Genomic DNA, 14,547 nt, shown 5'->3' with positions numbered 1-14,547 from the left:
CCGCGACGACCGTTCGTCGGAAAGCGACGCGCGGCACTGGAAGCCGGCCGGGGCGGGCGTATAAGCCGGAATCGCAACGGGCGCGAACCCGCTGCCACCGCTGCGCAGGCAGCGGCGCGACGCTGTCCGGAGATGCCCCCATGAGCGCATCCTTGCTACGCATCGCACTCCCGGCCCTGGCCGCGATCGGCCTGGCCGCCTGCTCCGGCATGCAGGCCAAGAGCAGCTACGTCCCCGAGCCCAAGCCGCCGTCGGTCATGGACGAGGACGAGGCCTACATCGCCCACGTCGAGCGCATCGCACGCCAGCGCGGCATCGAGGTGAGGTGGGTGAACCTGCCGCGCAAGAGCAGCGCCCAGGTCGCCCGGGAGATCGAGCAGAGGTAAGCCGGGGCCGCGTCCGCCCGGCTCAACCCGGGCGGACGCGGCGCGGCGCGAGCAACACCAGCACCGCTCCGGTGCCGCCCTGCGCGGGCGGCGCGGAGTGGAAGCCGAGCACGTCCGCGCGCTGCCGCAGCAGGCGATCGACCAGGTTCTTCAGCACCGGCACGCCGCCGGCGTGCAGCCCCTTGCCGTGGACGATGCGCACGCAGCCCAAGCCGTGTTCGCGGGCGTCGTGCAGGAAGGCGCGCACGAGTCGCTCGGCCGCGCGCGCGTCGGCGCCGTGCAGGTCCAGTTCCTCCTGCACCGCGATCTCGCCGCGCCGCAGCCGTTGCAGCGTGCGCGCCGGCAACTCGGCGCGGCGGTAGCTGAGCGGGTCGCCGGCGGCGAGCAGCCCGGCGTCGAGGGCATGGCGGAATTCCTCGCGCGCATGGGCCTCGTCGCGCTCGGCCATGCGCGCGCGCGGGCGCGGCTTCGGGGCGCCGGGCGGGGGCGGCGCGGCAGGCAGCCGCCGCACCGGGCCGACCGCGGCACGGAACAGGGCGGCATCGTCGTCGCCGTCGCGGTCGCGTTCGTCGGCCATGGCGACAGCCTAACCGGCGACGTGCGGGGCGCAAGTCCGAGCGGGCGCATCCGGTGCCGTGGCGGGCGCGGGAGGGCGACGAACCGTCGCTTGCCGGCGCCGGCGCGTCGAAGGCGCCGCACCGGCGTTCTCCGCGTCACCCCGGCGGTCGGACGATCAGGACTGGGAGAGCGGCCGCAGCGCGTGCGGGCGGGGCGTTCGCCGGGGCCTCGGCATGCCTGCCGGGCGCACGCGCCGCATCGGCTATCATGGGCCCTCGCCGTCGCGTTCGCGCGGCGTTTCGTTCGGCAACCTTCTGCAGGAGTCCATGCGAGTTCTCGTCAGCAACGACGACGGCGTCGACGCTCCCGGCATCCGCGTCCTCGCCGAAGGCCTGCGCGCGGCCGGCCACGACGTGCTGGTGGTGGCGCCCGACCGCGACCGCTCCGGCGCCAGCAACTCCCTGACCCTCGACGCGCCGGTGCGCGTGCAGCAGCTCGACGCCGCGACCTGGCGCGTCTACGGCACGCCCACCGACTGCGTGCACGTGGCGATCACCGGCATGCTGGACGCGGAGCCGGACATCGTCGTCTCCGGGATCAACAACACCGCCAACCTCGGCGACGACGTGATCTACTCCGGCACCGTCGCCGCGGCCATGGAAGGGCGCTTCCTGGGCCTGCCGGCGGTGGCGCTGTCGCTGCAGACGGTCGACCACGTCGGCCGCCACTACGAGACCGCCGCGCGCGCCGCGGTGGAGATCATCGCCCGGCTGCGGGTGGACCCCTTGCCGGCCGACACCATCCTCAACGTGAACGTGCCGGACCTGCCGTGGGACGGGATCCGCGGCTTCGAGGTCACCCGCCTGGGCAACCGCCACCGTGCCGAGGCCTGCATCCCGCAGCGGGATCCGCGCGGCCGCCAGTGGTGGTGGATCGGCGCGGCCGGGCCGGAGCAGGACGCCGGCCCCGGCACCGACTTCCACGCCGTGCGCACCGGCCACATCTCGATCACCCCGATCCATGTCGACCTGACCCGCTACCAGGCACTGGAGCAGGTGGCGAGCTGGGTCGGCGGCCTGGCGGCCTCGCTGCAGCGCGAGGAGGCGCGGGCATGATCCTGCGCATGCGCCTGCAGCCGGAGGCGCTCGGCTCGGGCCTGACCTCGCAGCGCGTGCGCGACCGCCTGGTCGAGCGCCTGCGCGAAGGCGCGCCGTACGGCGAAGGCATCCGCGACGAACGCGTGCTCAACGCGATCCGCACCGTGCCGCGCCACCTGTTCGTCGACGAGGCCCTGGCCACGCGCGCCTACGAGGACACCGCGCTGCCGATCGGCCACGGCCAGACCATCTCCCAGCCGTGGGTGGTGGCGCGGATGACCGAGGCGCTGCTCGACGCGCCGACGCCGCCGGCCAAGGTGCTGGAGATCGGCACCGGCTCCGGCTACCAGGCCGCGATCCTCGCCGCGCTCGGGCTGGAGGTGCATACCGTCGAGCGCATCGGCGAGCTGCTGCGCACCGCGCGCAAGCGCTTCCGCCAGCTCGGCCTGAACGTGCGCAGCAAGCACGACGACGGCCGCATCGGCTGGCCGGAGAACGGCCCGTTCGACGCGATCGTGGTCACCGCCGCGGCGCCGGCGCTGGTCGAGGCGCTGACCGCGCAGCTCGCGCCGGGCGGCACCCTGGTGGCGCCGGTCGGCGCCGGCGCCGGGCAGGCGCTGTTGCGCCTGCGCAAGGGGGCGGACGGCACGATCGAGCAGCGGAACCTGGGCGCGGTCACCTTCGTGCCGCTGCTGTCGGGCATGGTCGATTGAACGCGGATCGCTTGGACACCAACGGAAGACGGCCTTGAAGCTATTCGGACCGCTGTACGACCGGGCGCTGGCCTGGGCCCGCCACCCGCGCGCGCCGACCTACCTGACCGGGTTGAGCTTCGTCGAGGCGATCATCTTCCCGGTGATGCCGGAGGTGATGCTGGCGCCGATGTGCGTGGCGCAGCCCAGGCGCTCGTTCTGGTTCGCCACCCTCAGCATGATCGGCTCGATGGCCGGCGCGCTGGTCGGCTACTTCCTCGGCCACTACGCGTTCGAGGCGCTCAAGCCGGTGTTCGCGGCGCTGGGCATGCTCGGCAGCATCGAGTCCGGTATCCAGACCGTTCAGGCGAAGATGGCAGAATCGCCCTGGGCCGTGTTCACCTTTCTCGTGCTCGGCGGTTTCATGCCGATTCCGATGAAGGTGTTCACCTGGGCCTCGGGCATCGTCGGCGTCCCCATGCTGCAGTACGTGCTCAGCATGCTGATCGGCCGCGGCAAGCGGGTGTACCTGCTGGCGGCGGCGATCCGCCTCGGCGGCCCGCGCGCGGAAGCGGCGTTGCGCCGCTACATCGAGCCGATCGGCTGGGTCGCGACCGCGCTTCTGCTGGCCTTGATCGGCTGGCTGGTATGGAAGACCCGTTTCGCCGCATGAGAGGACGCATGGTTCGCTCCCGCCTGATCGCCGCCGCCCTGCTGACCGCCGCCGTCGTCGCCGGCTGCGCCACCACGCGGGTCATCCGCGAACCCGGCACCTCGTCGACCTCCGCATCGCGGCCGCGTCCCGGCGTCAGCGTGACCGTGCAGCGCGGCGACACCCTGTTCGGCATCGCCTCGCGCCACGGCGTGGGCGTCCAGGACCTCGCGGCGTGGAACGGGCTGGCGCCGCCGTACACGATCTACCCCGGCCAGCGCCTGCGGCTGTATCCGCAGGGCGGCGCCTCGGCCGGCGCGGGCGCGGGCAAGCCGGCCGCGACGCCGCGCCCGGCCGCGGCGCCGCCCGCCGCCGCGCCGGCGGCGCCGGCCGCCAGCGGCATCGCCTGGCGCTGGCCGGCCGACGGCCCGCTGATCGGCCGCTACGCCGCCGGCGACCCGACCAAGCAGGGCATCGACATCGCCGGCAGCGGCGGCGCCCCGGTGCGCGCCGCCGCCGACGGCGTGGTGGTGTACTCGGGGTCCGGCCTGGTCGGCTACGGCGAGCTGATCATCGTCAAGCACAACGAGCAGTGGCTGTCGGCCTACGGCCACAACCGCGCGCGCCTGGTGAACGAGGGCCAGCTGGTCAAGGCCGGGCAGCAGATCGCCGAGATGGGCCGCAGCGGCGCGGCGCGCGACATGCTGCACTTCGAGATCCGCCACAACGGCAAGCCGGTCGATCCGCTGCTGTACCTGCCGAAGAAGTGACGGTCGCGGGCTCCGGCCTCGCGCCCGATCCGCGCCTGCGCCAACGGTTCCGCGCGCCGCCGCCGGCACGCCTGGGGCCAGCGGTGTTCCGTCCCGGCGATCCGGAAAGCACGCAGGAGGCTCGGGTACAACGAGCCCATCGCCCTGCGCGGAGCTTTCCGCGAGGGCGGCTCACCCCTCCGGCTGCAGCACGAAGCCCGCCGCCACTCGCCGGCCTTCGCTCGCCAGCACGTTGAAGGTGCGCGCGGCGGCGGCGTTGCTCATGGTTTCCAGGCCGATCCCCCGGCGCAGGCTGGCGGCCAGCACCGCCGCCGGCGGAAACACCTGGCGCGCGCCGCTGCCCAGCAGGATCACCTCCGGCTCCAGCGCGAACAGCGGCTCCAGGTCCTCCACCGTCATCCGCGCCGCGTCCGCGACCGGCCAATGTTCGATCAGCCGGTCCGGGGCGAGGACGAAGCTGGTGCCGATCCGGCGGCCGTTGACCAGGGCCGCGCCGCCGTCGGCGCCGCGCAGGGTGAACTCGTAATCGGGGTGTTCGAGGTTGAGCTGCATGGGGGGAGTCGGTTCGCGGAGCGGCGCCGCTCGAAGGAATCGCGGCCGGCATGGACAGCCTAGCGGGACCGCGCTTCGTGCGCGTATCGCCGGCGTTAACGCGGGGCGGCGGGCGGTTTCGCGCCGGCCACGCCGCGTTCAGCCTCGCGGCAGCACGATCTGCCGCTTTTCCTTGCTTGGCCGGTACAGCACCGCGGTGTGGCCGATGCGCTGCACCAGGGCCGCGCCGGTGCGCTCGGCGATCTGCCCGATCATCGCGTCGCGGGCCTCGCGGTCCTCGGCGGCGACCTTGACCTTGATCAGCTCGTGGTGCTCCAGGGCCAGGTCGATCTCGGCGATCAGGGCGTCGGTCACGCCCTTGCCGCCGACCTGCAGCATGGCCTTGAGGTCGTGGGCCTGGCCGCGCAGGAAACGGGTCTGGGCGGCGGTCAGGACGGTGGGCATTCGGTCACGCAAACGGGCAGTCGAAGGAGCGCGCAGGGTATCATGGCCGTCCCCGCGTCCCTCACGGCCGCCGCTGCCCTCTTCGATGGCGACCCGCAGCAAATCCAGCCAGCGCTGGCTCAAGGAGCACTTCTCCGACCCCTTCGTGAAGAAGGCCAAGGCGGAAGGGCTGCGTTCGCGCGCGGCGTACAAGCTCGAGGAACTGGTCGAGCGCGACCGCCTGCTCAAGCCCGGCATGACCGTGGTCGACCTCGGCGCCGCTCCGGGCGGCTGGTCGCAGTGGCTGCGGCAGGAGCTGGACCGGCTCGACCCGGCGCGCCCGGGCCGGGTGGTCGCGCTGGACATCCTGGAGATGCCGCCGCTGGCCGGGGTCGAGTTCCTTCATGGGGATTTCAGGGACGATGCGGTCCTATCGCGGCTGGAACAGAGCCTGGGCGGCCGGCCGGTCGACCTTGTCCTCTCCGACATGGCCCCCAATATGAGCGGTGTCGACGCGGTGGACCTGCCGCGGGCGATGTACTTGGCCGAACTGGCGATGGATTTCGCCGACCGGCACTTGCGCACCGGCGGAACCTTCCTGATCAAGCTGTTCCAGGGCGTGGGCTTCGACGAGTACGTCAGGCAGCTGCGCCGCCGCTACGACAAGGTGGCGATCCGCAAGCCGGAGGCGTCGCGCCGCCGCTCGGCGGAGGTGTACGCCCTGGCCCAGGGCAAGCGCGCGGCGATGAAGTAAGGTGTCGGTGCCCGGCGCATGGTGCGCCGGGCGTGCTGAAGCATCCGCACAAGGCGTGCGGGTCGATGCGCCGGAGGCGCGAGTAGGTAGACGAATGAACGACTTGGCCAAGAATCTGCTGCTGTGGGTGATCGTCGCCGTCGTGCTGATGGTGGTGTTCCAGGCCTTCGGCCCGCGCACCGCCGGCACGGAGACGCTCGCCTACGACCAGTTCGTGCAGCAGGTGCAGCAGGACCGGATCAAGGAGGTGAAGATCGCCGACGATCGCACCACCATCACCGGCCAGCGCAAGGACGGCAGCACCTTCGTCACCTACAGCCCGGGCGACGAGTACCTGATCAACGACCTGCTGCGGCACAAGGTCGAGATCGAGCAGGCGCCGCCGCAGAACGGCCCGTCGTTCCTGTACATCCTGATCAACGTGCTGCCCTGGCTGCTGTTCATCGGCATCTGGGTGTACTTCATGCGCCAGATGCAGCAGGGCGGCAGCAAGGGCGCGATGAGCTTCGGCCGTTCGCGCGCCAAGCTGCAGGGCGAGGACCAGGTCAAGGTCACCTTCGCCGACGTCGCCGGCTGCGACGAGGCCAAGGAAGAGGTGCAGGAGCTGGTCGAGTTCCTGCGCGACCCGGGCAAGTTCCAGAAGCTCGGCGGCAAGATCCCGCGCGGCGTGCTGATGGTCGGCCCGCCGGGGACCGGCAAGACGCTGCTGGCGCGCGCGATCGCCGGCGAGGCGAAGGTGCCGTTCTTCAGCATCTCCGGTTCCGACTTCGTCGAGATGTTCGTCGGCGTCGGCGCCAGCCGCGTGCGTGACATGTTCGAGCAGGCCAAGAAGCACGCGCCGTGCATCATCTTCATCGACGAGATCGACGCGGTCGGCCGCCATCGCGGCGCGGGCCTCGGCGGCGGCCACGACGAGCGCGAGCAGACGCTGAACCAGCTGCTGGTGGAGATGGACGGCTTCGAGGGCGGCGAGGGCGTGATCGTGATCGCCGCCACCAACCGCCCGGACGTGCTCGACCCGGCGCTGCTGCGCCCGGGCCGCTTCGACCGCCAGGTGGTGGTCGGCCTGCCGGACGTGAAGGGCCGCGAGCAGATCCTGCGCGTGCACATGCGCAAGATCCCGCTGCACGACGACGTCGAGCCGATGACCATCGCCCGCGGCACCCCGGGTTTCTCCGGCGCGGACCTGGCCAACCTGTGCAACGAGGCGGCGCTGTTCGCCGCGCGCGAGAACGCCCGGGAAGTGCGCATGGAGCATTTCGACAAGGCGCGCGACAAGATCCTGATGGGCGCCGAGCGCCGTTCGATGGCGATGAGCGAGGAGGAGAAGCGCCTCACCGCCTACCACGAGGCCGGCCACGCCATCGTCGGCCGCCTGGTGCCGGAGCACGACCCGGTCTACAAGGTCACGATCATCCCGCGCGGGCGCGCGCTGGGCGTGACCCAGTTCCTGCCGGAGGGCGACAAGTACAGCTACAACAAGACCGCGATCGAATCGCAGCTGTGCTCGCTGTACGGCGGCCGCGTCGCCGAGGAGCTGATCTTCGGGCCGGAGAAGGTCACCACCGGCGCCTCCAACGACATCGAGCGCGCAACCAAGATGGCGCGCAACATGGTTACCAAGTGGGGCCTGTCGGACGAGCTCGGGCCGATCGCCTACGGCGAGGAGGAGGACGAGGTGTTCCTCGGCCGCTCCGTGACCCAGCACAAGAACGTGTCCAACGAGACCGCGCGCAAGATCGACGAGGTCGTCCGCGGCATCCTCGACAAGGCCTATGCGCGCACCACGCAGATCCTCAAGGACAACCTCGACAAGCTGCACGTGATGGCCGAGGCGCTGCTGCAGTACGAGACCATCGACGCGCAGCAGATCGACGACATCATGGCCGGCCGCCGTCCGGGCCCGCCGGCGGATTGGGGCAAGTCCGGCCGCCAGGCCGGCAAGGACGACGGCGAGCGCCCCGGCGCGATCGCCGGGCCCGCCGCCCAGACCTGAGGCCCGGCTCCCCTCGATGCGCGACGACGGCGCCGAAAACCGGCGCCGTCGTTTTTTGCGCGTCATGGGGACTCCGCGGCGGGCCGGTTGCGTGGGCGGGTCGCCTCCGCTCGACCAGGCGGCGCGGCGCGGAAGGGGCAGGACGAAAAGCGGCTCCCTCTCCGCGATCCGGAGGGCAGCGGGTAGGCTTGTCGCCGGTACTGTTTCGACGCGAGCCCGCCATGTTCGACATCGTTCCGACCCTCGACTGCAACGGCCGCCCGCTGGCGCTCGACCGCACCCGCGTGATGGGCATCGTCAACGTCACCCCCGATTCGTTCTCCGACGGCGGCGCGCACGCGACCACCGAAGCGGCGGTCGCGCATGCGCTGCGGCTGGCGGAGGAGGGCGCGGACATCCTCGACGTCGGCGGCGAATCCACCCGGCCGGGGGCGGGCGAGGTGCCGCTGGAGGAAGAGCTGCGCCGCACGATCCCGGTGATCGAGCGCTTGGCGAAGGAAACCGCGCTGCCGATCAGCATCGACACCTCCAAGCCGGAGGTGATGCGCGCGGCGGTGCAGGCCGGCGCCGGCCTGATCAACGACGTGTACGCGCTGCGCCGCGATGGCGCGCTGGAAACCGCGGCGGCGCTCGGCGTGCCGGTGGTGCTGGTGCACATGCAGGGCGAGCCGCGTTCGATGCAGCAGGCGCCGCAGTACGACGACGTGGTCGCCGAGGTGCATCGCTTCCTCGCCGAGCGCATCTTCGCCGCGGAAATGGCCGGCATCGCCAGGAAGCGGATCGTCGCCGACCCCGGGTTCGGTTTCGGCAAGACCACCGAGCACAACCTGCGGCTGCTCGCGCAACTCGAGCGCTTCGCCGAGCTCGGAGTGCCGGTGCTCGCCGGCCTCTCGCGCAAGCGCAGCATCGGCGAGCTGACCGGCCGCGACGATCCGCGCGAGCGCATGCACGGCTCCGTCGCCGCGCACCTGGTCGCGGCGCAGCACGGCGCCAAGATCGTGCGCGTGCACGACGTCGCCGCCACCGTCGATGCGTTGAAGGTGTGGCGGGCGGTCGCGGCGCAGCGGCCATCGCGGCGCGACGCGGCGCAGCCGGCGCCGAAGTGGCCCGACGAGGATTGAGCGCGCCGCGGGCCACGCGGGAGGTGCACGACGCGCCGCGTTGCGATGCGCGTCGCTGCGATCGCCCGGCGCGGTGCGCGGCGGCAATGATCGCCTCGTCGTCGGCGCGCGCGGCCCCAGGCGCCGGAAAGTCAAGCGATTCCGCTGGCCAATAATTCGCCAAACCTCTTGCAAGGCCCGCCGCGCAAGGGCTGCAGCATGTTCGTCACGCCGCTGTCCGCAGGCTTGTCCACAGCTTCTGTGGAAATCGCGGATGGCCCGCAGCGCGCGAGGCGTCCGCCGCCTGCGGGGCATCGAAGCGTGGCGACGCCGAAACCGCTTCGGCTGTCAAGCGTTTCCACCGGCGAAAAAATCGCCAAGTTCGCGCAAGCCCTTGTCGCGTCGGCGTCCGCGCCGCGTCTCCACACGTCTGTCCGCAAGCTTGTCCACAGAGGCTGTGGACAGCGCGGCCCGGGTGGCGAAAATTTCGCCAAACCTTGCCGGGGCCTTGCGGCGCCTGCGCTGCACGCGCTTATCAACAGGCTTGCCCCGGCGGTTCTCCACAGCGGTTGTGGAAAGCGCGCGCGCAGCGGTTCCCGGCGCCGCCGCCGTGTGCGAGGCTAGCCCGATCGTCCGCTTCCGTGCGCGCATGCCTGCCGACCCGCGTCCCATCGCGATCGCCCTGATGGGCCCGACCGCCTCGGGCAAGACCGCGCTTGCGCTGGAGTGGGCGCAGCGCCACGGAGGCGAGATCGTCAGCGTCGATTCCGCCCTGGTGTACCGGCGCCTCGACATCGGCGCGGCCAAGCCGAGCGCGCAGGAGCGCGCCGCGGTGCGCCACCACCTGCTCGATTTGCGCGAGCCGTGGCAGCCGTACTCGGCGGCGGAGTTCGAGCTCGACGCGCGCGCGGCGCTGGCCGACATCGTCGCCCGCGGCCGGCTGCCGATCCTCGCCGGCGGCACCGGCCTGTATTTCCGCGCGCTGCTGCACGGCCTGTCGCCGATGCCCGAGGCCGATCCGGCGCTGCGCGCGGCGATCGCGCGGGAGGCTGCCGAGCGCGGCTGGGCGGCGCTGCACGCCGAGCTGGCGGCGGTCGATCCGGAGGCCGCCGCGCGCATCCACGCCACCGACGCGCAGCGGATCCAGCGCGCGCTCGAGGTGTTCCGCCTGTCCGGCCGCTGCATCAGCGACTGGCAGCGCGAGGCCGCGCGCGCGCCGCGGCTGCCGCTGCGGGTGCTGAAGCTGGTGCTCGCGCCCGCCGACCGCGCCGAGCTGCACGCGCGCATCGCCGCGCGCTTCGACTCCATGCTCGCCGCCGGTTTCCTCGACGAGGTGCGCGCGCTGCGCGACCTGCCGGAATTGCGGGCGCATCCGCAGCCGCTGGACCTGCCGGCGTTGCGCGCGGTCGGCTACCGCCAGGCCTGGGAATACCTGGACGGTCGCGGCGATGCCGCCGGCTTCCGCGAACGCGCGATCCACGCCACCCGGCAACTGGCCAAGCGCCAGCTCACCTGGCTGCGCGGCGAGCTGGACGCGCTCTGGTTCGATCCGCAGCGCCAGCGCGCGGCGTTGGAGCGCGCGCGCGCCAGCTTCATGGCCGGCGCGGGGGCGCGCCCCGGCGGTTGACGCGGCTTGGCCGCAACGACTTGCTAACGAAACGGTCGACCCACGCACGGTTCGGCGTACGCCCACATGGGTTACCATCGGAGCGTCGCTGCTGTGGGGATGGCTTACCGGCGATGCGACCGGGCTCCCGCGCCCGCCGCCCTATAACTAGAACGAGCTGGGGAAAACACGATGTCCAAGGGACAATCTTTGCAGGACCCTTTTCTGAATGCGTTGCGGCGCGAGCGCGTGCCGGTGTCGGTGTATCTGGTCAACGGCATCAAGCTGCAGGGCACGATCGAATCCTTCGACCAGTTCGTGGTCCTGCTGCGCAACACGGTGAGCCAGATGGTCTACAAGCACGCGATCTCCACCGTGGTGCCCGCCCGCAACGTGCGCGTCGGGCCGGGCGGAGGCTACGTGCAGGCCAGCGAAGGCGGCGCGGACGAAGCCGGCCCGGCCGGCGAGTGACCCCGCATCGGGAGGTGTGAGCGGCCTTGTTCGAAAGATCCCGCAAGGGCGAGCATGCCTTGTTGATCCAGCCCCACGCCGGCGGCCCGCCGGACGAAGGGGTGCTGGAGGAGTTCGCGGACCTGGCCCGTTCCGCTGGCGCCAGCGTCGCCGCGACCGTCACCGCGCGCATCGACAGGCCGAGCCCGTCGACCCTGATCGGCAGCGGCAAGCTGGAAGAGGTCAAGGCCGCGGCCGACGCCAGCGGCGCCGACCTGGTCCTGGTCAACCATCCGTTGACCCCGGTGCAGGAGCGCAATCTCGAGCGCGCGCTGCAGCGCCGCGTCGTCGACCGCACCGGGCTGATCCTCGACATCTTCGCCCAGCGCGCGCGCAGCCACGACGGCAAGCTGCAGGTCGAGCTGGCGCAGCTGCGCCACATGGCCACCCGCCTGGTGCGCGGCTGGACCCACCTGGAGCGCCAGCGCGGCGGCGCCATCGGCCTGCGCGGACCGGGCGAGACCCAGCTCGAGACCGACCGCCGGCTGCTGCAGAAGCGCGTCGAGCAACTCGAGCGGCGGCTGGAGAAGGTCGAGGTGCAGCGCACCCAGATGCGCCGCGCGCGCGTGCGCAGCGAACTGCCGCGCGTCGCCCTGGTCGGCTACACCAATGCCGGCAAGTCGACGCTGTTCAACGCGCTCACCGGCGCCGCGGCCTACGCCGCCGACCAGCTGTTCGCCACCCTGGACCCGACCGTGCGCCGCATCGACCTGGCCGGCGGCGGCGCGGTGCTGGCCGACACCGTCGGCTTCGTCCGCGACCTGCCGCACGAGCTGGTCGCGGCGTTCCGCTCGACCCTGTCCGAGGCGCGCGAGGCGGACCTGCTGCTGCACGTGGTCGACGCCTCCGATCCGCTGCGCGACGAGCGCATCGCCCAGGTCGACCAGGTGCTGGGCGAGATCGGCGCCGGCGACCTCCCGCAGTTGCTGGTGTTCAACAAGATCGACCGGCTCGAAGACGCGCAGCCGCGCCACGACCGCCCGGCGGAAGGGCGGATGCGGGTCTGGCTGTCGGCCCGCGACGGGCGCGGGCTGGACCTGCTGCGCGCGGCGCTGGTCGAGGCGCTGCAGCTGCGCCATGTCAGCGGCGAGGTGCGCCTGCCGCCGCAGGCCGCGCGGCTGCGTTCGCGCCTGCACGAGCTCGGCGCGGTGCGCGCGGAAGACCACGACGAGCGCGGCTGGCGGCTGCAGGTGGAGCTGGCGCTGGCCGATGCCCGGCGCCTGTTCGCCCAGGCCCACGGCGAGGCGCTGCGGCCGCTGCTGGAGTCCGCGCTGCCGGGCGAAGACCTGCACTGAACGCACGCCGCGCGCCGGCGCCCTGTCGCGGTTTCGGCGAGCGGTTGGCGGCATTCCGGCGCGCACCCGCGCGGCCGTCGGAAACCGCCTTCGGCACCCCTCTTGCTTGAGGCCCCCCGAGGCCCCACCTAGAATCGACTCACGTCCCGCTCCGGCGCGGGCGCCGATTCCCCTCCTGGAGCAGGCATGGCCTGGAACACCCCTGGCAGCGACAATTCCGGCGGCTCGGACGGCCGCCCACCGCGGCGCAAAGGCCCCGGCAACGGCCTGCTCGACAACCTGCGCGACTGGTTCGGCGGCCTGGGTTCGGGCGGCAACATCCTGCGCTGGGCCGCGCTGGTGTTCGGCCTGTGGCTGGTGTTCAACTGCTTCGTCCTGGTGACCGAGCAGGAGCGCGGCGTGGTGCTGCGCTTCGGCCAGTTCGCGCGCGTGCTGCAGCCGGGCCCGCACCTGAAGGCGCCGTGGCCGATCGAGCGCGTGGTCAAGGTCAACGCGACCCAGATCAAGACCTACAGCGAGACCGTGCCGGTCTTGACCGCGGACGAGAACATCGTCTTCGTCGAGATCAACGTGCAGTACCGCATCAACGACCCCAAGCTGTACCTGTTCGGCACCCGCGACGGCGACCAGATGCTGGTGCAGGCCGCGCTGAGCACGGTGCGCGAGCAGGTCGGCCGCTCCACGCTGGACACGGTGCTGGGCGCGCGCAACGCGCTGGCGGTGTCGGCGCGCGAGCAGTTGCAGAAGTCGCTGGCCGCGTACCGCACCGGCCTGGACGTGACCGAGCTGAACCTGCCCAACGCGCGCCCGCCGGAGGAGGTCAAGCCGGCGTTCGACGACGTCAACAGCGCGCAGCAGGACAAGGATCGCCTGATCAGCGAGGCGCGCGCCTACGCCGCGCAGGTGGTCCCGGAGGCGCGCGGCCAGGCCGCGCGCGTGCGCACCGTCGCCGAGGGCTACAAGACCGCGGCCATCGCCCGCGCGCAGGGCGACGCGGACCGCTTCTCGCTGCTGGTCGACCAGTACCAGGCCGCGCCCGAGGTGACCCGCAAGCGCCTGTGGCTGGAGACCGTGCAGCAGGTGCTGAGCGAGAACCGCAAGGTCGTCGGCGGCGATTCGCGCCAGCTGATCTACGTGCCGATGGCGGAGAAGAGCGGCGCCCGCGCGCCGGCCTCGAACATTCTCGCGCCCGAGGCGCTGGCGCCCACGGTGAACGCGATCGACCCGCAGGCGCAGGAGGTGGCCCGCCCGGGCCGCGAGCCGCGCCCGGCCGGCCGCGAGGAGGTGTCGCGATGAGAACGTCCGCCTGGGTGGCCGCCGCGGTCGCGGCCCTGTTGGCCCTGATGGGCTCGATCTTCGTCGTGGACGAGGGCCAGACCGGCATGGTCCTGAACTTCGGCCGCGTCGTCCGCAGCGACATCGGCCCCGGCCTGCACTTCAAGTGGCCGATCATCGAGAGCGCGCGGGTGTTCGACCGCCGCCTGCAGGTGCTCGACGCCGAGCCGGAGCGCTATCTGACCTCCGAGCGCAAGGACGTCAGCGTCGACTTCTTCGCGGTGGGCATGATCCAGGACGCACGCGCGTTCTACCGCGCCACCGGCGGCGACGAGTCGGTCGCGGTGCAGCGGCTGGCGCCGATCATCAAGGACTCCCTGCGCAACGAGATCAACTCGCGCACCCTGCAGCAGGTGGTGTCCGGCTCGCGCACCGAGGTGGTCGGGCGCCAGCTCCAGGTCATCAACGAGGGCGCGAAGACGATGGGCATCCGCATCGTCGACCTGCGCATCAAGCAGATCGACCTGCCCACCGACAGCCAGGTGATCCAGGACGTGTACCGGCGCATGCGCGCGCAGCGCCAGCAGGTGGCCAGCCGGCTGCGCGCGGAAGGCGCCGAGCAGGCCAACACCGTGCGCGCCGAGGCCGACCGCCAGCAGGCGGTGATCGTCGCCGAGGCCGAGCGCGACGCGCAGCGCCTGCGCGGCGAGGGCGACGCCGAGGCCGCGCGCATCTACGCCGCGGCGGCCAGCCGCGACCCGGGCTTCTATGCGTTCCAGCGCAGCCTCGAGGCGTACCGCAAGGCGTTCGCCGACGGCGAGGGCGTGATCGTGCTCGACCGCGACGACCCGTTCCTGCAGTACCTGCGCTCCGATCGCTGA

16 protein-coding genes are annotated in these 14,547 nt (G+C 72.3%); 13 read left to right on the top strand and 3 right to left on the bottom strand.

What is annotated here, in order from left to right; all coding sequences use genetic code 11:
* The first annotated feature begins 140 nt into the window (after window positions 1-140).
* The gene (locus tag EDC50_RS12090; RefSeq protein WP_123770734.1) at window positions 141-386 is read left to right on the top strand and encodes a hypothetical protein; all 246 of its coding nucleotides are present in this window, start codon (window positions 141-143) and stop codon (window positions 384-386) included.
* 22 nt (window positions 387-408) lie between these two features.
* Here EDC50_RS12090 and EDC50_RS12085 read toward each other — a convergent pair whose 3' ends face one another.
* A complete protein-coding gene (locus EDC50_RS12085; RefSeq protein WP_123770733.1) occupies window positions 409-963 on the bottom strand; it encodes a Smr/MutS family protein in 555 nt (184 codons plus the stop codon).
* Window positions 964-1,270: 307 nt separating this feature from the next.
* Here EDC50_RS12085 and surE point away from each other — a divergent pair, with 307 nt between their 5' ends.
* The 4 genes from surE to EDC50_RS12065 are packed head-to-tail and all read left to right on the top strand — an operon-like array spanning window position 1,271 to window position 4,155.
* Window positions 1,271-2,059 carry a 5'/3'-nucleotidase SurE gene (gene surE, locus EDC50_RS12080; protein WP_123770732.1) on the top strand — a complete coding sequence of 263 codons (789 nt, stop codon included), beginning with the start codon at window positions 1,271-1,273 and terminating at the stop codon, window positions 2,057-2,059.
* Complete coding sequence (locus EDC50_RS12075; RefSeq protein WP_123770731.1) at window positions 2,056-2,754, top strand: protein-L-isoaspartate(D-aspartate) O-methyltransferase; 699 nt, start codon at window positions 2,056-2,058, stop codon at window positions 2,752-2,754. Before surE ends, EDC50_RS12075 begins: the two co-directional genes overlap by 4 nt.
* 34 nt (window positions 2,755-2,788) lie before the next feature.
* Window positions 2,789-3,406, top strand: coding sequence for a YqaA family protein (locus EDC50_RS12070; RefSeq protein ID WP_123770730.1), 618 nt, complete (start codon window positions 2,789-2,791; stop codon window positions 3,404-3,406).
* Window positions 3,382-4,155 carry a peptidoglycan DD-metalloendopeptidase family protein gene (locus EDC50_RS12065; protein WP_123770729.1) on the top strand — a complete coding sequence of 258 codons (774 nt, stop codon included), beginning with the start codon at window positions 3,382-3,384 and terminating at the stop codon, window positions 4,153-4,155. Before EDC50_RS12070 ends, EDC50_RS12065 begins: the two co-directional genes overlap by 25 nt.
* Before the next feature lie 171 nt (window positions 4,156-4,326).
* Here the strand turns inward: EDC50_RS12065 and EDC50_RS12060 are convergent, their stop codons facing one another.
* Window positions 4,327-4,707 (bottom strand): Mth938-like domain-containing protein, encoded by a 381-nt coding sequence (locus tag EDC50_RS12060; protein ID WP_123770728.1) that lies wholly within the window; start codon window positions 4,705-4,707, stop codon window positions 4,327-4,329.
* 138 nt (window positions 4,708-4,845) lie between these two features.
* A complete protein-coding gene (gene yhbY / locus EDC50_RS12055; RefSeq protein ID WP_123770727.1) occupies window positions 4,846-5,151 on the bottom strand; it encodes a ribosome assembly RNA-binding protein YhbY in 306 nt (101 codons plus the stop codon).
* 85 nt (window positions 5,152-5,236) lie between these two features.
* On the opposite strand from yhbY, the gene rlmE reads away from it, so the two are divergent.
* The 8 genes from rlmE to hflC all read left to right on the top strand — a co-directional run bounded on the left by rlmE (window position 5,237) and on the right by hflC (window position 14,547).
* Window positions 5,237-5,884, top strand: coding sequence for a 23S rRNA (uridine(2552)-2'-O)-methyltransferase RlmE (gene rlmE / locus EDC50_RS12050; RefSeq protein WP_123770726.1), 648 nt, complete (start codon window positions 5,237-5,239; stop codon window positions 5,882-5,884).
* 94 nt (window positions 5,885-5,978) lie between these two features.
* Entirely contained in the window at window positions 5,979-7,880 is a 1,902-nt protein-coding gene (gene ftsH, locus EDC50_RS12045; protein WP_123770725.1) for an ATP-dependent zinc metalloprotease FtsH, read from the top strand.
* A gap of 221 nt (window positions 7,881-8,101) precedes the next feature.
* Window positions 8,102-9,001: a dihydropteroate synthase gene (gene folP / locus EDC50_RS12040; RefSeq protein ID WP_123770724.1), complete on the top strand. Its 900-nt coding sequence runs from the start codon at window positions 8,102-8,104 to the stop codon at window positions 8,999-9,001.
* A gap of 628 nt (window positions 9,002-9,629) precedes the next feature.
* Entirely contained in the window at window positions 9,630-10,607 is a 978-nt protein-coding gene (gene miaA, locus EDC50_RS12035) for a tRNA (adenosine(37)-N6)-dimethylallyltransferase MiaA (RefSeq protein WP_123770723.1), read from the top strand.
* A gap of 171 nt (window positions 10,608-10,778) precedes the next feature.
* Entirely contained in the window at window positions 10,779-11,057 is a 279-nt protein-coding gene (hfq, locus tag EDC50_RS12030; protein ID WP_123770722.1) for an RNA chaperone Hfq, read from the top strand.
* 26 nt (window positions 11,058-11,083) lie between these two features.
* Window positions 11,084-12,391, top strand: coding sequence for a ribosome rescue GTPase HflX (hflX, locus tag EDC50_RS12025; RefSeq protein WP_123770721.1), 1,308 nt, complete (start codon window positions 11,084-11,086; stop codon window positions 12,389-12,391).
* A gap of 186 nt (window positions 12,392-12,577) precedes the next feature.
* On the top strand, window positions 12,578-13,687 hold the full coding sequence (hflK, locus tag EDC50_RS12020; RefSeq protein ID WP_123770720.1) for an FtsH protease activity modulator HflK: 1,110 nt from the start codon (window positions 12,578-12,580) through the stop codon (window positions 13,685-13,687).
* Window positions 13,684-14,547: a protease modulator HflC gene (gene hflC, locus EDC50_RS12015; protein WP_123770719.1), complete on the top strand. Its 864-nt coding sequence runs from the start codon at window positions 13,684-13,686 to the stop codon at window positions 14,545-14,547. The genes hflK and hflC overlap by 4 nt, the downstream gene beginning before the upstream one ends.

This window comes from Vulcaniibacterium tengchongense, from assembly GCF_003814555.1.
Lineage (GTDB): Bacteria > Pseudomonadota > Gammaproteobacteria > Xanthomonadales > Xanthomonadaceae > Vulcaniibacterium > Vulcaniibacterium tengchongense.
Note: the sequence above shows the minus strand (reverse complement) of the source record. Positions and strands in the feature narration are given on the sequence as shown.